Below are 16,303 nucleotides of genomic sequence, written 5' to 3'. Positions count from 1 at the left end.
CATGAAACAGCCCGGCCAATTCAACTGCCCCCAATGCGGCGCGCCCTTTTCCGCCGCGGACGTGGACGCCGCCCAGAATACCGTCACCTGCGGAAGCTGCGGCCACGCCGTTCCCTGGAACTCCCTGGTCCGGGAAAACGAATCCCCCGCCCCCCTGCCCACGCCTCCCAGACATCTGACCGTGCAGAAGGAAGACGGCAAAATCACGCTCACCTACAGGCATTCCCGCTTCAAAGTCCTGCTATCCCTGGGCTTCGCCCTCGTCTGGGGCCTCATCACCCTGTTCCTTCTCCGTCTGTCCCTGGGACCGGCAAAAACGGACTTCGCCCTGCCCGTCTTCACCACCTTCTTTGCCGTGAGCGAGGCATTCATCATCTTCATCTGCGTGGACATGCTCCTGGGCAAGGTCGTGGTCCGCGCGGAACCGGGCCGCGGCGCCCTCTTCCGCGGCATCGGGCCGCTGGGCTCCACATGGACCTTCCTGCTGCCCATGCAGGCCGATGTGGCCGTGGAACGTCCGGGAGGGGATGGGGACAAATACCGCCGCATCTCCATTCCCCAGCCCTCCGGCAGGCCCTTCTACTTCTCCGGAGGAATTTCAGAACCGGACGTCCTGGAATACATCGCCCTCGTTCTGCGCCGTTTCCGGGCCTGAAGCCGCACTTTTCCGGCTCATTTCCGGCTCATGACATGCTCTCCGGAAACGGAGAGCTCCCTTTTATTGTCCAACTGGCACAATAAAAAATTCCATGATAACCAACGAACTTGAAATTATTGACGTATGCGGCCGTGAAATCATCGACTCACGGGGCAACCCCACCGTGGAAGTGGACGTGGCTCTGGCAGGCGGCGCCATCGGCCGCGCATCCGTCCCCAGCGGCGCCTCCACCGGAGAGCATGAAGCCTGGGAGCTGCGCGACGGAGACTCCAAGCGCTACGGAGGCAAGGGCGTGCTCAAGGCTGTGGAAAACATCAACAAAATCATTGCTCCGGAAGTCGCGGGACACGACGCCACCCTCCAGCCCGCCATCGATAAAATCATGATCGACCTGGACGGCACACCCAACAAATCCCGCCTGGGCGCCAACGCCATTCTGGGCGTCTCCCTGGCCGTGGCCAAAGCCGCCGCCGTCCAGCTGGACCTGCCCCTCTTCAAATACCTGGGCGGCCCGAACGCCAAGGTGCTTCCCGTCCCCATGATGAACATCATCAACGGCGGCGCCCATTCGGACTCCCCCATCGACTTTCAGGAATTCATGATCGTGCCCAAGGGCGCCCCCACCTTCCGGGAAGCCCTGCGCTACGGCGCGGAAGTCTTCCATGCGCTGAAGGACGTCCTGCATGACCGCGGCCTGTCCACAGCCGTGGGGGATGAAGGCGGCTTCGCCCCGGCCCTGAAATCCGCGGACGACGCCCTGGAATGCATCGCCCGCGCCGTGGAACGCGCAGGCTACACGCTGGGCACGGACATCTTCATTGCCCTGGACGTGGCCTCCTCCGAATTCTACGACCCCTCCCAAAACCTGTACGTATTCAAAAAATCGGACGGACGCGGCAGGACGGCGGAAGAACTCACAGCCTACTACCAGGAGCTTCAGAAAAAATACCCCATCATCTCCATTGAAGACGGCTGTGCGGAAAACGACTGGCAGGGCTGGGAACAACTCACCAAAGCCATGGGCGACAACACCCAGCTCGTCGGAGACGACCTCTTCGTTACCAACGTGGAATTCCTCAACCTGGGCATCTCCCGCCATGTGGCGAACGCCGTGCTGGTCAAGGTCAACCAGATCGGCTCCCTGACGGAAACGCTGGACACGGTGGAGCTGGCCAAGGACAACAAATACTCCGCCATTATTTCCCACCGCTCCGGGGAAACGGAAGACTCCACCATTGCGGACATCGCTGTAGCGACCAACGCCGGACAAATCAAAACCGGCTCCCTCAGCCGTTCCGACCGCATGGCAAAATACAATCAACTGCTCAGAATTGAAGAGGAACTGGAAGATGACGCAATTTTTGGTGGTAAAATTCATATCTTGTGATCAAAAATGCCTTGTTTGACTTAGTAAAATGCTCTGGAGACGCCGCTATTACCATCGTTTTACCTTGGCGGAACTTGAAATCCGCCGGGAAAAACGTGCCCTCATCGTTCAGAGGGCTCTGCGGCTCTTCGCCATGGTGCTGGTCCTGTGCCTGACCATGCTGCTCTCCCTGGTCTGCTTCAAGCCGTGGAAGGACCTGCGCTCTCTGGAGCATGAGCGTTCCTTTCTTCAGGCGCGCCTGGAAAAGGCGCGGGAACAGATGGAACAGTCCAAAAACGAATTCATCTGGATCTCGCAGGACCCCCACTACTTTGAAATGATCGCGCGGGACAAGGGCAACCTGGCCCTTCCCGGCGAACATATCCTCCGCTTTGCGGAACCCAAGCGCCTGAAATAAGGCAGCATCCTTTGGCGGAATCCTCCCTTTCCCGATAAAAACGGAAACAGGAGCCGGCAGGCCGGAGACAAGACCCCGGCAGAAAAAGGGAGCTCAAGGAATAAACAGGCAGGCTCATTCCGGCAACTCCGCAATCGTGCCGAACACCTCCCGCCAACTTTCCATGGAAGCCTCCGGCCCCCGCAAGAGACAATGGATATTCCATTTTCCGTTTAATTTTTCCGAAATAGTTTTCATAAATTATACGGGGATTATATGGAATCGGTCTATTTCAACATTTTCCTTATCTATTCTCCTTGCCTGCCGAAAAACCGTTCATGGTCTCTTCTCTTATGTTTCTTTCTCCGCCGCTCGTCAGCCACCCATCATTATTTTTTTCAATTCAATACATTCGTTTTTATAATCATACCATGCGTTATTCTCTATCAGTTCCGATATCTCCCATATCAACTTCTTCTCCTTGGCGTTTAATGCATCGTAATGCTTCCTAATACTATCAAGGGCATGTTGTACAAAAGAGTCGATATTACCCATCTTCTCTCCATGATACTCACCCAGAAAATAGTTGACGGTCAAATTTAAACATGCCGGGAAATAATATTTGAGAAACGATGTTGAAAAAATATAAGATGGCAAAATCGTGGTATCATATTCCAGAGGCAGCAGATCGTTCTCCCATGAACATTCAATCCAGTTCATTTTCCCGGCATGTGCATACTCACAAAATTCAATGACAGGGAGCGCGAAAGATTCACCATCCAGAGAATGGAGACATATTTTAAATTGTTCATCGCTCGGCAGTGGGAGCGCAGGATACATCTCCTCCATGATATTCATGAAATATTGATGCGACAGAATATCTTTATCCATAATTGTGAATAAACGGAAATCCGTGTTTCAATCAACAGCATCCTTTCCACGAATATTTATTTTTTAACGCTGCCATATCCCTCCCCTGTCATATTTTCCGCAACTTTTGGCGGCAAGCCTCCATGCCTTCCGCAACCATGGGGCCGGAAAACATGGAGAAAAAACCGGAGGAAAAAACTTGCACATCCGGTATAGTTCGGCTTACTTGCCCGGCTGCACTTCCGGCCTGGTCGCCTGGGAATATTCCTTCAGCAGCTTGGAGGACCACTGGATGGTGTCGGGATAGCGGCAGGCGGGTGTTTCCGTCAGATAGGAACCCAGTTTCCGCGCCAGAGGTTCCGCAAGCGCCGGATTCTGGAAATAAAGGTCCTTCTGCTCCTGATAGTCGCTGCTGACGCGGTAGCATTGCGGGGCGCGGTCCGGCACCAGCAGGTACTTCAAGTCTCCGTCCATCACGGCGGAAGTGTAATCCGTGCACCAGAACATCGTGCGCGGCACCTCGCCCGTCCGGTTTCCCACCAGGGACAGGATATCCATCCCGTCCAGCTTTTTGGGAATCTCCGCGCCGTTGGCTTTCAGCAGGGCCGGAAGCAGGTCCACCGTGGACACGGGCTGCTTGCACACGCTTCCGGGCACAAGCCTCTTGTCCGCCGGATATTTGATGATGAACGGCACGCGCACGCCGCCCTCAAAATGCAGCCTCTTGTGGCCGCGGAAAGGAGCGTTGCAGGACGGGGCCTCCGGCGCTCCGCCGTTGTCAGAAAGGAAAACCACCATGGTATTTCCGTCCAGGCCGTCTTTTTTCAGAGTGTCCAGAATGCGCCCTATGCCCTTGTCCATGGCGTACACCATGGCGCAATACAATCTGCGCTCCCGGTTCTGGACATTCTTGAACAGGGCTATGTCCTCCGGCTTGGCCTGCATGGGCCAGTGCGGCGCATTGTAGGAGACGAACATGAAAAACGGCTTCTTGTCCTGCTTCGCTTCATTCAGAAACTCCACGGCCCTGTCCGTGATGTCGTCCGTCAGGTAGGTAATGCCCGTCTTATCCGTGAAATTGGACTCAATGGCGGAAGGATTCAAGCCCTCTATCTCCTTTTTCCGGGGGAAATAATCGCGGGAGCCGCCCAGGAATCCCCACCAATGGGTAAATCCCCGTTCCGGAGGGGTAAACCCCTTCGTATGGCCCAGATGCCATTTGCCGAACACGGCGCTCCGGTAGCCGAAAGGCTCCAAATATTCGGGAATCAGCTTCTCCGTCAGGGGCAGCCCGTAATGGGAGTCCGGCAAATAATCGACTTTGGAATTGGGATTGGTGGTGATGCCGTAGCGCTTCGGGAACCGTCCGGTCAGCAGCCCCATGCGGGAGGGGGCGCACATGGGGGCCGTCACATAGGCGCGGGAACAGAACACGCCTTCTTTCGCCAGCCTGTCTATGGAAGGGGTCGGAATCTGCTTGGAGCCCGTGCATCCCAAATCCCCGTATCCCAAATCATCCGCCAGAATGACGATCATGTTCGGGCGGACTGTCTCACGAATTTCCGCCGCGGCCACGGAACAAAAAAACCCTGCCAAGACCAGCACCGCGTATAAGTTCCTCATCATTCCGCCAATATACGTACCGCCAGGGGCGGATCAATCAAAAAGAATCTTATTCCCTCCACTGCCTGAGGACTGCGGCCAGGTACTTTCCCGCTTCCCTGTCCACGGTTGTCATGCCGAAGACGAACGGTCTGCCGGACGGCTGTTCCACGGAAACAAGCACTTTCCCGCCAGTCCCATCTTCCAGGGAGATGCGGGCTCCTTTCGCCAGGCGAAAACCCTGCCTTCTCCCCATGCCCCAAACTCCCCGGAACAATTCTCCCCGGCCAGGCCTCAACGCCAGTTTTGCAGTACCGAACAGGAGGAACACGGCTCCAAACAGGACCGCGGCTCCCACCACCACAAAAGGAACGGTAAACAGCAACGCAGCTTCATCCAGGCCGGTCTTCTCCACGCCGTTCAAGGTGTAAGGCTTTCCGGAAGCCATGACATACAGGAAAGCGGAAATCATCGTATTCCACACCAGGGAAAACAGCAGCAGGAAAAAACCTTCCTTCTTCATCTTTCCGAAGCGCAGCACGACGCCATGCATGTCCTTGGCAACCGAAACTCCGCTCGGCACGACTTCCGAAATCCCCTCTTCTTCCTCCGTCTGCATCAGTTCCGAAATTTTCCCATGCGGGAACAGGCGCGGCACAGGAACACGTCCCCGGCTACATTCACATTCTCCGGCAGCAGGGGTGCTCCGCACTTCGGACAATTCACTTGAAAAAGAGCAGCCATGAAAGTCGTTTCATGATATTCCTAATCATCAGGCCCTGCACCGGAGTCCCGCAGACTAGTCCCTCATCTGACGCAGCAGGGCCGCCACATACTGCTGGGCCTCATCTTCCGCAATTCCCGTGCCAAACTGGAACGGCTTGCCGCCCGGCTGCTCCACCACGATCTTGTGCAGCACCCTGTCATTCTGCCGCATGCTGCTGTCTTCAATGGTAATGCGGGCATCCTTGGCCAGAAGAAACTTCTGGCGGCGGCCCATATCCCCCACCCCGCGGAACAATTCGCCACGGCCGGGATTCAACGTCAGCGTCATGCGGCCGAACAACGCATAAACGGCGCCGGCCAGTACCCCAATCCCCACCAGGATAAAAGGAATGAAAAACAACTGTTCAATCAAACTTCCGGCTCTTTCCTTTCCGGAAGAACTGAACAGAAAAACACACAAAAAGCCGTTCCAGAACAGGGCAAAAAACAAAAAGAAAAATCCGATGGCCTTTGATTTCCTGTACGTCACCTCCAGGCCGCGCGGCGTTTTCATCACTTTCATGCGGCATGGAAGGGTCTCCAGAATTTCCTCATCATTCTTCTCCCGGACCAGATCGGAAAATTTGCCTGTGCAATTGCAGGAGCGGCACAGGATGACATCCGCAGCCACATTCACATCTTCCATCGCCAGCGGGGCGCCGCACTGCGGGCATCTCAATTCAACCGGGGCAGTCATTGACGGTTAATCTAACATATTTCCCGGCTCTGGAAAGTATAATATACCTTAACCCTCAAACAATCCGATTTCCATATCCCGCACAACCTCTCCTCCTTTGCGGGTGCTTCACATCAACAGCGCGCGACCGGAAACAACCGGAACCGCCAATCCGTAATGACGGCATTCCTAAACGGATTTCCGGTTCAGCCACGCACAAATGTATTCGGCCACTTGCACATCCTGGTTCCCCCAGCCGAAACGGAAATCCTTCCCGCCCGGCTGCGGAACGGCAACAAGCTGGAGAACGGTTCCCTTGGATGACTTCACTTCCACAACCCGCGCCGTCTCCTTCCCGGAAAAAGAAAAACGCCAGCTCCACCCCACCGGGCCTATGCCCCGGAATACGGTACCGTGCCCACGGCCCACCTCCACCACCATCCTGCCGAACAACAGCAGCAGACCCATGGCGGGAACAACTATGCCGGCCAGCACGAACGGAAGCAGAAACAACAGCAGCACCGCTGCATGCATATTGCCGATGGAGGAAGAAAAAATATTGGACAAGAAAGAAACCAGCGCCGAATCCCATACGACGGCAAAGACCATCAGGGCAAGCCCCTCCCAGCCGAAGCGGCGGTAAACCAGCCTTCTCCCGTTCATGCTGCACTTGTCCAGCGTGATGCACGACGGCTTTTCCACGCGGAAACCGGCCCTCTTCACATCATCCGCCTTTCCCGTATAACCGCAGGAGCGGCACAGGGCAAGCCCGGTTCGCAAATTGACGTCCTCCCCCGGCAGCACGGAGCCGCACCAGGGACAGTAATACTCATTGATGGAACCATTCATCGGCAGGAACGCGGCACACTTGATCGAAAACACAGCCTGAAACGGGACGGCCTATTCCGGCGGCTCTCCGCTGATGCTGACCGTATCAAACTCCACGATTTTTACAATAATGTTCTCCGCGGCGTCCGCCTTCCGGCCGCGGATGGCGTCCAGAAGGTCGTCATGGAGCTTCATCGCTCCGGGATCGTACTGCTTCTCCTCAAGCAGGTTTTCCAGATTCTCCTGCACGTTGCGGATGATCACATTGTACAATTCCGCAAGCACCGGGTTGTGCGTGGCCCGGGCCACGGCGGCATGGAACAGCATGTCGTCTTCAATGCCCGGCCTGACCCTGGCATGGCAGTCCTTCAAGGCAGCCTCCAGAATCTCCAGGTCCTCTTCCGTCCTCTTCACGGCGGCCAGGCGCGCAATCTCCTTTTCCAGCGCCAGACGCGCTTCCAGAATCTGGGGCAGCTCCGACTCCCGGAGCCGGTTGCTGACCGCCACGGCAAAACGGTCGGAGGCCATCACGTAAGTGCCGTCCCCGGGCCGGGCTTCCAGCATTCCCATGTGGATCAGGGATTGCAGGGCTTCCCGGATGGTGTTGTGGCTCACGGAAAAGGCGCGGGCCAGCTCCGGCTCCGCCGGAATGCGGTCTCCCACCTTCCATTGGCCGGACCGTATCATGGACTCCATGGCATTGAGGACCTGCCGGGAAAGGGACAGCCTCACGGGTTTCTTCAAATCCATCTGTTTTCCTTTTTTCATGGGAATCTCAGCGAATCACCGTCCAGAGACGCCCCTTGTCCGTCCTGATCAACTGAATGTCCAGGTCAAAGGCGTTCTTTAAATTCTCCTCCGTCAGCACCTCGTCCCTGCTGCCGCTCGCCACGATCTGGCCGGACTTCAGAATCATCCCGCAATCAAACACCGGCAGAATGTCTTCAATGCGCTGGGTGATGAAAATCATGGTCAGGTCCGGCCGCGTGGCCGCCAATTCTTCAATGGTTTTCAATAAAAACTCGCGTCCGGCCAGGTCCAGGTAAACGCTCGGCTCGTCCAGAATCATCAACTCCGGATTCGTCATCAGCGCACGGGCGATGAGCACTTTCACCTGCTCTCCGGAAGACATGGCCACCACGGGCCTGTCCATCAAATGCTCCGCCTTCAGGGACTTCATGATCCCGGCGGCCTTCTTCTCCTCTTCCGGCGTCGGTTCGCGCAGGAGGCCGATCGTTCCGTCCGGTCCGGAAAGCACCATGTCGCGACCGTTCCAGGCCCCGTCCTCCAGCCACTTGTGCATGAACGGGCTCACCCACGCAATGGATTTGCGCAGCTCCAGCAGGTTCACGTGCCCGAATGTCTTGCCGAGCACCTGCACCTTCGCGCCGAACAGGGGCCACGCAAACCCCATCAGCAGCTTCACCAGCGTAGTCTTTCCGGCTCCGTTCGCGCCCAGAATAAAACAGCGCTCTCCGCGCCGCACCTGCCAGGAAATATTGTGCAGGATTTCCTGGCCGCCCAGGTACACCCTGGCGTTTTCCACATTGACGGCCGGCAGAAAATTGTCCATATCCAGAAAAAGAAGGGCTTCCGCGGGGAAGCCCGATGATTGTCCGGGCCGCTCCGTCCGTGCGGAGGAGCGGCCCGTGGAAAAAATCAAAGGAAGCCTCAGTTCCTTTCAAACAGGCTGCGGATCTTGGCGCCCACGATTTCCACCGGGTGCTGGCCCAGGGCTTCGCGCTTCGCCTTGAGGTTGGGAGCGCCCTTCGCGGCTTCTTCCAGCCAATCCTTGGCGAACTTGCCGGATTCAATGCGCTTCAGGGATTCCTTCATGCGTTCCTTCACGTCGGCGGGCAGAATCTGCGGACCGTTGTAGTATTCGCCGAACTCGGCGGTGTTGGAAATCACGGAATTCATCTTCTGGATGCCGCCGTTGTAGATCAGGTCCACGATCAGCTTGGCTTCATGCACGCATTCAAAATAGGCCATTTCCGGGGGATAACCGGCTTCCGTCAGCGTTTCAAAGCCGTACTTCATCAGGTCCACCAGACCGCCGCAAAGAACGTTCTGTTCGCCGAACAGGTCTTCATACGTTTCCTGGGCCATCGTGCATTCCAGCACGCCGCCGCGGGTCAGGCCTTCCGCCTTCGCCATCGCAAGGGCCACGTCGCGGGCCTTGCCGGAGGGATTCTGGTGCACGGCGATGAGGCCGGGGCAACCGAAGCCTTCTTCAAACACGCGGCGCACTTCCGTGCCCGGTCCCTTGGGGGCCACCATGATCACGTCCACGTCTGCGGGGGGAACGATGGTGTTGAACACGTAGGCGAAGCCGTGGGAGCAGCAAAGCGTCTTGCCGGCCTTCAGGTGGGGCTTGATTTCAGCTTCGTACACGGAACCGTGGCTTTCATCCGGAAGAAGAATGTGGATGATGTCCGCCTTTTCGGCGGCTTCAGCCACGCTCATCACCTGGAAGCCTTCCTGGGTGGCGGCGTCAAAAGACTTGCCGGGGCGAACGCCGATAATCACGTTCACACCGGAGTCACGCATGCAAAGTGCCTGGGCGCGGCCCTGCGCGCCATATCCGATAACGGCAACGGTCTTGCCGTTCAATGCGCTGAGATCAGCGGCGTTGTCATGAATAATATCCATTGTTACTCCTTCTTTAGGTCATTCATCCAAACATCCAATGTTTGGATGAATAACAACATAAGCTTCTCCGCTCCGATTGCAAGCGCATTTGGCGCATTTTTTCGTTTTTATGTTACAGACTCTTCCCCGTCAAGGCGCCGTCCGCCTGCAACTCCGCCCTCCGGTCACGGGCGTTACAGGCCAAAAATTCAAACAGGGAAATGCCCTTGAACCTGAAAACCGCCTCTTTTCCGGGCACGTTCAACCTGTGCATCCGGCGTCCCCCGGCCGGCAAAACCTCACGAAAGGCGAAGAAAGGAATTCTTCTCCCCCTAACGCCAGTAAAATATCTCCCTTACGGAAACTCCGCTTTCAGGGACAAAAGCTTCCGATACCAAGCGCATCCCGGTTATGAAGGAATACGGCGGAAATATTGCCTTGCCGCAAACCTGCCGCACCATCCTCCGGCAATTAAAATTCCCGGCTTTCATCCCCAGGATTGCACGCCAAAGCGGAGCAAAGGGAACATGCCGCTGTTTCCGAACCACCCGGAAAGACGGGAAAACGCCTGTCAAAGAAAACCGCCACGGTCCCGGAAACCCCGTTAACGGCACTGGCCTACTCCGGCCTCCGCCGGACAAAAGGCATGGGAATAAATCAACCGGGACGTATCATACCCCAGGTCCCGCGCACAACGCAGCATCTCTTCCAAATGGTCCTCTTCCACATCGGGATTCCGGGCCAGCAGCCACAAATAATTCAGGGAACCGCCGGACACCACGGCGCGGGTGTAATCCTCATCCACAAAAGCCACCTCATACCGTCCGTACACGACCGGCACGAAGTACACCTTCAAATGGTTCGGGGCATCCGCCACCCTGGCGCGGGCATGCACCTCGCGCCGTTCTCCGGTCCGGGCGTCATAACCGCCGTTAGTCACGGAAACGGTACCGTCTTCTCCATGGTCGTAACGGGCGTACACCTTGCGCAAGCCGCTCTCAAACCAATTCTCCAGACGGGCGATCTCATGCCATTCTCCCAGATAACGTTCCAGATTGAAATCCGGCATGGCGGGGGTTTTCACGGAATGTCCGTGGAACAGGGACGTAACGATGGTCTGCAACACACTCATGACTTGACGGGAAATGCTTGATGGAAAAATGTACTGATATCGGGATATTGAAATTCAAAACCTTCGCGCAGGAGGGTCTCCGGCTCGGCGCACTGGCCGCTGGTAACCACCTGGGACGCCTCCCCCATCACCAGCCGTACGGCGGCATCCGGAATCCGGACGGACGCCCTGGTATGGAAATGTTCCGCCACGGCCTTGTAAAACTCCTCATTGGTGGTGCGTTCGGGGGCCGTCACATTGACCGGACCGGAAACATCCCCGTGCTCCAGGATAAACGCCAGCGCGTTCACCAGATCGTCCAGGGCCACCCAAGAAAAGGCGTGATCCGGCTTCCCTACGGAAACCGTCACCCCGAAGCGGGTCGGCATGATCATCTTGGGAAGCGCGCCGCCGTCCGGGGAAAGCACCACGCCAAACCGCGTGCGGACCAGGCGCACGTGATCGTTCACGCGTTCCGCCTCCGCTTCCCAGGCCTCGCACAACTCCGCCAGAAAAGAGCCCTCCGCCGGATCGTCGTGCTCGCCGTGGCAGCCGTCCGGACTGTAATACCCCACGGCAGACGTGGAAATCATCACTCCCGGTGGTTCGTGCAGAAGATTCACTGCCTCCACCAGCTTGCGCGTGGTCATGATCCGGCTGTCCATCAGCTCCAGCTTGTAGGCATCCGTCCAGCGGCGGTCCAGGGGAGCGCCCGCCAGATTGACCACGGCGGAACATCCCGCCAGCGACTGCACCAGACAATCCGGGCTGTCCTGCGTGAACAAATAGCGCCACAACGGCACCGCCTCATGTCCCAGCACCTCCAGGCGCTCGGACAAATGGCTGCCGATGAATCCGCTGGACCCCGTGATGGCGACTTTCATGACTTTTTACCGGATAAGGACACCATACCCGCACATTTTCCCTCCGGTTACTCCGCCGGCGGAAACGCTGCCGGAAACGGGCGTCCGCTGGCTGATGAGACATATCCCTTCCCGTCCTCCGTTCAGCAGAGAACGCAACTAATGACGCTGCCGCATGAAGGATGCCCGCATTTCCTTTAATAAAAAACTTCATGCGGCCCAGAACATTGATTACCATGCTGCGTGCAGGTCCGGAACAGCCCCGTTCATTAAACGGAACGCCATCATTCGCTCTTCCGCCATCTGAAAAGGCGGCAAAATGCAGGAAAAATCATGAAAACATTTTTCTCCAACGCAAATATCACAAGCATGACATCCGGACTCTTTTCCATGCTCCTTGTCTGGATGCTTTTCCATGCGGGAATTGAAGGGGCTCAAGCCGACACGGCAGGCGGAAACCTCCCAAGCCCCGGGACCATAGCCCTGCTGCAGCCGGAGGACGAGGAATGTATTGCCCTGGGGAAACTCCTTCAGCAATCGAAACTGGAACAATTTTACTCCAAGGCGGATACCATGCTGGACAATATTGACACGCTGAAAGGGGAGGATTTGCGGTTATCTGAACTGAAACGGCTTTTCTGGGTGTTTTACCATGTAGCCTCTGCTCCAACCTTCCACCTGGACTATGATGAACATACGGAGAACACCTTTGATGAAAGTATGGACTATGAGGTAAAGCTCAACATCCAATATGACATGGAAAAACTCTCCCGCAGCCCGGAATCGGTTTCCGCCAGGCACCCTATTGACAAGAAAAGCGCGGCTGCGCTGCTGGCCCAATATTCCTCCGCCGTCGTCCTGGCGTTTCGCAAGGACTATAACAAGGATTTAAAGGAAAAACACAGGCTGATGGTCATGGAATACGATCAAAAGGAAGCTGTCCTGAAAGAAGAATACGCAGAGAAAGAAGAATCTTCCCTCTTCAATACGCTAGTGGACAAAAGAATCAATTTTGAAAACAAAATTATTATTCACGAAATAAGAAACAACAAGGTGCAGCAGACTCTTCAAAACTCGCTGGAAAGAATAATATGGCTGACCCTTCTGCTCCAATGCTGTCCAGAACAGCCTGCCGCGGTAAAGCGATACATACGGAATGCAGGATACGAGGAAAAAGAAATTCCCGCCCTGCTCCATAGGACCGTCGGAAAAACAAAAAACACGGAATTCCTATACGACGCATTGGAAAAATCCCCCGCATCCCCGGCACATACCTGACTGTCTCCACTGGAAAAAAGTCCCGGTCCTGTTGAACGGGCATCCCTGCGGATATCTGTTCTTTCCCCGGATCAGAAAAACATGGATGAACCGGCAGATTTCCTCCCCCTCCCAGCAACCGCACCTCAGGCAATGAGTCTGAGAGAGCTCTTCAAAGGCCTTCGGCAATAAACGCCTTTGTTCTCACCGTTTCCACGCGCAGCGCCATGATCCGGCGGTATTCTTCGCTGGCAAAGCATGCATTCAGCCTCTCCCGGTCGGGAAAACGGATGATGATCATCCGGTCCGGCCTGTCTCCGGGCGAAAGCGAATCAATCACCTCCGTGCGTACCAGATATTCTCCGCCGAAACGTTCGACAATCGGCTTCACCAGGGCGATGTAGGAGTCGTACGGCGCACGGTCCACCGCTTCGTCCATGGAAATCATGACTATAAAATAAGCACTCATGAATGTTCAGCACTGTACTCCGTTTTAACCGTAAATCCATGTTAAAAACGGGTCCGGGCCTGCGGACCGTTCCCGTGGCTGCATGCGTGCCCGGCAAATCCTCCCGGACGGAACCATGGGGATTCCTTCCGAGGAACGGCAACTTTAAAAAGAAAGGCTCTTATGCCCAGGGATTTCCAGGATTTTCTTCCCATCTGAAACCCCGGCATCAATCCATACTGGAAATGGAAAAGCCGTCATCGTCTTCCTCTTCCGCAAATTCATGCTTCAGCAGAAACAGGCCGAAAGCGTTCATCAGCACACAGGTGATGTAAAGCATCACGGCCAGCGAGAAGAAAGTCATCAATATTCCGGAAGGAAGGTACGCCACAATCACCGCCCCCGCCAAAACACCGAGAACCAGACCCAGATAAGTCATGGGTGCCTTCCTGACGAGATCCCACCAGCCGGAGGGGGAAAGGCCGTCAAAACTGTCCATGAGAGCCGTTCTCATGAATATTCCCGGAAAATAGATAATTCCCGCGATCATGAAAAACCACCCCGGAAGGGCGTCCGGCTCCCAGTCAACCACATTCAGGTAAATGGAGAGCGGGAGAAAGGCAATGACGGCACACACCAGAGTCCGCACATAAGGCAGAAAAAGGGACTCAAACCAGCCCTCCAGCTCGGGAAAATGGCAGATGCCCTCATCGCCCATGGCGGACTGCCTCACCATTTTCATGCAGAAGGCGCACATAAAGGGCCCCAGAAAACAGAAATTGGCAATCCAGCCGAGCACGGGAGCCCACAGGGCCAGGTACATCGCCCAGACAATCAGCACGCTGAAAACAAAAACCATGGGCCGTTCCCGGAAAGGATAGCCCAGAGAGGAAAGGTAGTTGGACATATAAAAAATGTTAGAACACTCCCTCCGCATCGTCAACGCATTATTAGCCATTTCCCAACAAATTCACGATACTCCGTCAGGAATAAAAATCCTCCACTGCCCGGGCAATCCGTTCCATCTCCTCCCTGCCGCAGCGCTGATCTATCGGCAGGGGCAGCAGGTTCAGCGCCAGCTTCCGTTCCACTCCGTCAAACGGAGCCCATTCCAGAACCTCCGGCCACAGCAGGGGAATCAAAACATGCGCGTCTATCAGCGCATCCCGCAATTCCGGCAATCCCGTCCGGAACGGATAGCAGTACGGAGCGGACATGGCGTTTACATCCGGAGACAGTCTGTTCAAATGCCCCAGCCATTCATGGAGGAACAGGAAATTTTCCATTCTCCTGTGCCGCGCGCTTTCATAATCAATACCGTTGATCAGGCGTTCCGTCAAACGGGACATGCGGCGCAGGGGAACGGACTTCAGACGGCGTTCACTTCGTTCACATGCGCCCGAGGCCGCTTCCGGCCCGCAGGCCGCGCATTCCAGCAGAAAAGCGGCATGCGGCAGGGACTCGTCCCGCTCTTCCAGTTCCAGGCAGGGGCAGTCCATCACGGCCACGCCGCCGTCCGGCAGGCCGGAAAATTTGCGCGGGCTGTACAGGGCCGCCGTTCCGGAGCGCGGCGGAGAATATAATGCCAGCGCATTGTCCACAATCAGCCTTCCCCCGTACTGCTCCGCCAGCATATCCACGCATGCCTCCTTGATGCCGAAGTAATTGGCGTACAGGAAATACTCCCCCTCCTCCAGAACGGGCAGGCTTTCCGGTTCCAGCCTTTCGTCAATGCGGTAAAAGGAACACGGAATCCGGAGCAGTTCCATCGGTTCCAGAATTGTAGCACATGTGTACCAGGGAACATAGACGCGGCGCACGCCGCCCAGACAGCGCAGAATGTATTCCAGAGCCCGCCTCCCGGAATTCACGGCCACGCTGCGCCCCGCATGCCATTGCGGGAAATTGCCGTATTCCGGCAATTCCAGCCCGAAAAACCCGCCTATGCCCGTGCTCTTTTCCATGCACACCAAACCATACCATATGTTATCCCGAAAAGAAAGCTCCGGAAAAACTTCACAGCCCCCGGCAGCCGTCAACGGTGACCGGACCGCCCCCCTCAATCACGGTGAAAGAAAAAGAACCGGAAAATACTCTGGTCCCGCTTGCGGACTTTGAAAAGGAGGGAGGCGCCTCCGGGATTACCGGCTTGACCGGACATGACCGGGAAGGCAAGATCAGGAAGGAGTGGATACGGTCCATGCGCGGCAAAACCGAATCCACACTGCGGGGGCAATCCCCCGGAAACGGCGTCCCCTGAAAGGGCCGCCGCATTTTGAACGAATCATCCACAGAGAAGATCATCACCCCCATGCCATCAACATTCACTCTTCACAGCAACGACCTCGGCGGCGTAGTCCGGCAGCCCCAGCGGCATTTCAGCGTGGGCGGCGGCAACCGGTCCCCGCAGCTTTCCTGGACCAATCCTCCGGAAGGGACAAAAAGCTTCGCCGTCACCATTCATGACCCGGACGCGCCCACGGGCAGCGGCTTCTGGCACTGGCTGGCCGTCAACCTGCCTTCCTCCGTCCGGGAACTGCCCTCCGGCGCGGGTGATCCCGCCCTGGGCCTGATGCCGGAACAGGCCGTCCAGATACGCAACGACGCGGGTTTTGCAGGGTACAGCGGCAGCTTCCCGCCCGCGGGCCACGGATGGCACCTGTACCTGGTCACGGTGTACGCGCTGGACACGGATTTCCTGCCCGTGGCGGAAGACACCCCGGCCGCCCAGGTAGGGTTCCAGCTCTGGCAGCACACCCTGCAAAAAGCCTCCATCGTCTTTTACGACCGGGTGCAGGCGGAATAAAGACCGCACCGGAGAAAATCCCCGC

20 protein-coding genes are annotated in these 16,303 nt (G+C 56.5%); 6 read left to right on the top strand and 14 right to left on the bottom strand.

The window, feature by feature from the left end:
• The first annotated feature begins 1 nt into the window (after position 1).
• From OQH67_RS08125 to OQH67_RS08115, 3 genes are all read left to right on the top strand, one after another.
• The gene (locus OQH67_RS08125) at positions 2–655 is read left to right on the top strand and encodes a hypothetical protein (protein WP_215435907.1); all 654 of its coding nucleotides are present in this window, start codon (positions 2–4) and stop codon (positions 653–655) included.
• 94 nt (positions 656–749) lie between these two features.
• Positions 750–2,045 (top strand): phosphopyruvate hydratase, encoded by a 1,296-nt coding sequence (eno, locus tag OQH67_RS08120; protein ID WP_215435909.1) that lies wholly within the window; start codon positions 750–752, stop codon positions 2,043–2,045.
• Between the two features lie 28 nt (positions 2,046–2,073).
• Entirely contained in the window at positions 2,074–2,442 is a 369-nt protein-coding gene (locus OQH67_RS08115) for an FtsB family cell division protein (protein ID WP_215435910.1), read from the top strand.
• 354 nt (positions 2,443–2,796) lie between these two features.
• Here the strand turns inward: OQH67_RS08115 and OQH67_RS08110 are convergent, their stop codons facing one another.
• The 11 genes from OQH67_RS08110 to OQH67_RS08060 all read right to left on the bottom strand — a co-directional run bounded on the left by OQH67_RS08110 (position 2,797) and on the right by OQH67_RS08060 (position 11,788).
• Positions 2,797–3,312 carry a hypothetical protein gene (locus tag OQH67_RS08110; protein ID WP_215435911.1) on the bottom strand — a complete coding sequence of 172 codons (516 nt, stop codon included), beginning with the start codon at positions 3,310–3,312 and terminating at the stop codon, positions 2,797–2,799.
• A 201-nt stretch (positions 3,313–3,513) separates the two neighbouring features.
• Complete coding sequence (locus OQH67_RS08105; RefSeq protein ID WP_215435916.1) at positions 3,514–4,917, bottom strand: sulfatase family protein; 1,404 nt, start codon at positions 4,915–4,917, stop codon at positions 3,514–3,516.
• Positions 4,918–4,963: 46 nt separating this feature from the next.
• The gene (locus OQH67_RS08100) at positions 4,964–5,512 is read right to left on the bottom strand and encodes a hypothetical protein (RefSeq protein ID WP_215435919.1); all 549 of its coding nucleotides are present in this window, start codon (positions 5,510–5,512) and stop codon (positions 4,964–4,966) included.
• A complete protein-coding gene (locus OQH67_RS08095; protein WP_257227037.1) occupies positions 5,512–5,637 on the bottom strand; it encodes a hypothetical protein in 126 nt (41 codons plus the stop codon). Before OQH67_RS08095 ends, OQH67_RS08100 begins: the two co-directional genes overlap by 1 nt.
• A gap of 55 nt (positions 5,638–5,692) precedes the next feature.
• Positions 5,693–6,355 (bottom strand): hypothetical protein, encoded by a 663-nt coding sequence (locus OQH67_RS08090; protein WP_215435920.1) that lies wholly within the window; start codon positions 6,353–6,355, stop codon positions 5,693–5,695.
• Positions 6,356–6,523: 168 nt separating this feature from the next.
• Positions 6,524–7,216: an SIR2 family protein gene (locus OQH67_RS08085; RefSeq protein WP_215435923.1), complete on the bottom strand. Its 693-nt coding sequence runs from the start codon at positions 7,214–7,216 to the stop codon at positions 6,524–6,526.
• A gap of 18 nt (positions 7,217–7,234) precedes the next feature.
• Positions 7,235–7,930 (bottom strand): FadR/GntR family transcriptional regulator, encoded by a 696-nt coding sequence (locus OQH67_RS08080; protein WP_215435925.1) that lies wholly within the window; start codon positions 7,928–7,930, stop codon positions 7,235–7,237.
• A 7-nt stretch (positions 7,931–7,937) separates the two neighbouring features.
• Entirely contained in the window at positions 7,938–8,735 is a 798-nt protein-coding gene (locus tag OQH67_RS08075) for an ABC transporter ATP-binding protein (protein ID WP_215435930.1), read from the bottom strand.
• Positions 8,736–8,833: 98 nt separating this feature from the next.
• Positions 8,834–9,814, bottom strand: a complete 981-nt coding sequence (ilvC, locus tag OQH67_RS08070; RefSeq protein ID WP_130083100.1) for a ketol-acid reductoisomerase — start codon at positions 9,812–9,814, stop codon at positions 8,834–8,836.
• Between the two features lie 583 nt (positions 9,815–10,397).
• Positions 10,398–10,925, bottom strand: a complete 528-nt coding sequence (locus OQH67_RS08065) for a lipocalin family protein (RefSeq protein ID WP_067570176.1) — start codon at positions 10,923–10,925, stop codon at positions 10,398–10,400.
• A complete protein-coding gene (locus OQH67_RS08060; RefSeq protein ID WP_215435932.1) occupies positions 10,922–11,788 on the bottom strand; it encodes a TIGR01777 family oxidoreductase in 867 nt (288 codons plus the stop codon). The genes OQH67_RS08065 and OQH67_RS08060 overlap by 4 nt, the downstream gene beginning before the upstream one ends.
• A 348-nt stretch (positions 11,789–12,136) precedes the next feature.
• Between OQH67_RS08060 and OQH67_RS08055 the strand changes: the two genes are divergently transcribed.
• On the top strand, positions 12,137–13,045 hold the full coding sequence (locus OQH67_RS08055) for a hypothetical protein (RefSeq protein WP_215435935.1): 909 nt from the start codon (positions 12,137–12,139) through the stop codon (positions 13,043–13,045).
• A 151-nt stretch (positions 13,046–13,196) separates the two neighbouring features.
• Here OQH67_RS08055 and OQH67_RS08050 read toward each other — a convergent pair whose 3' ends face one another.
• The 3 genes from OQH67_RS08050 to OQH67_RS08040 all read right to left on the bottom strand — a co-directional run bounded on the left by OQH67_RS08050 (position 13,197) and on the right by OQH67_RS08040 (position 15,436).
• Entirely contained in the window at positions 13,197–13,493 is a 297-nt protein-coding gene (locus OQH67_RS08050; protein WP_215435938.1) for a DUF1330 domain-containing protein, read from the bottom strand.
• A gap of 208 nt (positions 13,494–13,701) precedes the next feature.
• A complete protein-coding gene (locus OQH67_RS08045; RefSeq protein ID WP_067570184.1) occupies positions 13,702–14,379 on the bottom strand; it encodes a hypothetical protein in 678 nt (225 codons plus the stop codon).
• Between the two features lie 76 nt (positions 14,380–14,455).
• Positions 14,456–15,436 (bottom strand): hypothetical protein, encoded by a 981-nt coding sequence (locus OQH67_RS08040; RefSeq protein ID WP_215435941.1) that lies wholly within the window; start codon positions 15,434–15,436, stop codon positions 14,456–14,458.
• Positions 15,437–15,540: 104 nt separating this feature from the next.
• Between OQH67_RS08040 and OQH67_RS08035 the strand changes: the two genes are divergently transcribed.
• Both OQH67_RS08035 and OQH67_RS08030 read left to right on the top strand, forming a co-directional pair.
• Positions 15,541–15,732 carry a hypothetical protein gene (locus tag OQH67_RS08035; RefSeq protein ID WP_215435944.1) on the top strand — a complete coding sequence of 64 codons (192 nt, stop codon included), beginning with the start codon at positions 15,541–15,543 and terminating at the stop codon, positions 15,730–15,732.
• A 51-nt stretch (positions 15,733–15,783) separates the two neighbouring features.
• Positions 15,784–16,278: a YbhB/YbcL family Raf kinase inhibitor-like protein gene (locus OQH67_RS08030; RefSeq protein ID WP_215435947.1), complete on the top strand. Its 495-nt coding sequence runs from the start codon at positions 15,784–15,786 to the stop codon at positions 16,276–16,278.
• Positions 16,279–16,303: the final 25 nt, after the last annotated feature.

The organism is Akkermansia biwaensis, from assembly GCF_026072915.1.
GTDB classification, from domain to species: Bacteria; Verrucomicrobiota; Verrucomicrobiia; order Verrucomicrobiales; family Akkermansiaceae; genus Akkermansia; species Akkermansia biwaensis.
Note: the sequence above shows the minus strand (reverse complement) of the source record. Positions and strands in the feature narration are given on the sequence as shown.

Excerpts from the sequence above, each read along its gene's own strand:
- OQH67_RS08125 (WP_215435907.1), top strand. The coding sequence starts at position 2 with ATGAAACAGCCCGGCCAATTCAACTGCCCCCAATGCGGCGCGCCCTTT.
- eno (WP_215435909.1), top strand. The coding sequence starts at position 750 with ATGATAACCAACGAACTTGAAATTATTGACGTATGCGGCCGTGAAATC.
- OQH67_RS08115 (WP_215435910.1), top strand. The coding sequence starts at position 2,074 with ATGCTCTGGAGACGCCGCTATTACCATCGTTTTACCTTGGCGGAACTT.
- OQH67_RS08110 (WP_215435911.1), bottom strand. The coding sequence starts at position 3,312 with ATGGATAAAGATATTCTGTCGCATCAATATTTCATGAATATCATGGAG.
- OQH67_RS08105 (WP_215435916.1), bottom strand. The coding sequence starts at position 4,917 with ATGATGAGGAACTTATACGCGGTGCTGGTCTTGGCAGGGTTTTTTTGT.
- OQH67_RS08100 (WP_215435919.1), bottom strand. The coding sequence starts at position 5,512 with ATGCAGACGGAGGAAGAAGAGGGGATTTCGGAAGTCGTGCCGAGCGGA.
- OQH67_RS08095 (WP_257227037.1), bottom strand. The coding sequence starts at position 5,637 with ATGGCTGCTCTTTTTCAAGTGAATTGTCCGAAGTGCGGAGCACCCCTG.
- OQH67_RS08090 (WP_215435920.1), bottom strand. The coding sequence starts at position 6,355 with ATGACTGCCCCGGTTGAATTGAGATGCCCGCAGTGCGGCGCCCCGCTG.
- OQH67_RS08080 (WP_215435925.1), bottom strand. The coding sequence starts at position 7,930 with ATGAAAAAAGGAAAACAGATGGATTTGAAGAAACCCGTGAGGCTGTCC.
- OQH67_RS08075 (WP_215435930.1), bottom strand. The coding sequence starts at position 8,735 with ATGGACAATTTTCTGCCGGCCGTCAATGTGGAAAACGCCAGGGTGTAC.
- ilvC (WP_130083100.1), bottom strand. The coding sequence starts at position 9,814 with ATGGATATTATTCATGACAACGCCGCTGATCTCAGCGCATTGAACGGC.
- OQH67_RS08065 (WP_067570176.1), bottom strand. The coding sequence starts at position 10,925 with ATGAGTGTGTTGCAGACCATCGTTACGTCCCTGTTCCACGGACATTCC.
- OQH67_RS08060 (WP_215435932.1), bottom strand. The coding sequence starts at position 11,788 with ATGAAAGTCGCCATCACGGGGTCCAGCGGATTCATCGGCAGCCATTTG.
- OQH67_RS08055 (WP_215435935.1), top strand. The coding sequence starts at position 12,137 with ATGACATCCGGACTCTTTTCCATGCTCCTTGTCTGGATGCTTTTCCAT.
- OQH67_RS08050 (WP_215435938.1), bottom strand. The coding sequence starts at position 13,493 with ATGAGTGCTTATTTTATAGTCATGATTTCCATGGACGAAGCGGTGGAC.
- OQH67_RS08045 (WP_067570184.1), bottom strand. The coding sequence starts at position 14,379 with ATGTCCAACTACCTTTCCTCTCTGGGCTATCCTTTCCGGGAACGGCCC.
- OQH67_RS08040 (WP_215435941.1), bottom strand. The coding sequence starts at position 15,436 with ATGGAAAAGAGCACGGGCATAGGCGGGTTTTTCGGGCTGGAATTGCCG.
- OQH67_RS08030 (WP_215435947.1), top strand. The coding sequence starts at position 15,784 with ATGCCATCAACATTCACTCTTCACAGCAACGACCTCGGCGGCGTAGTC.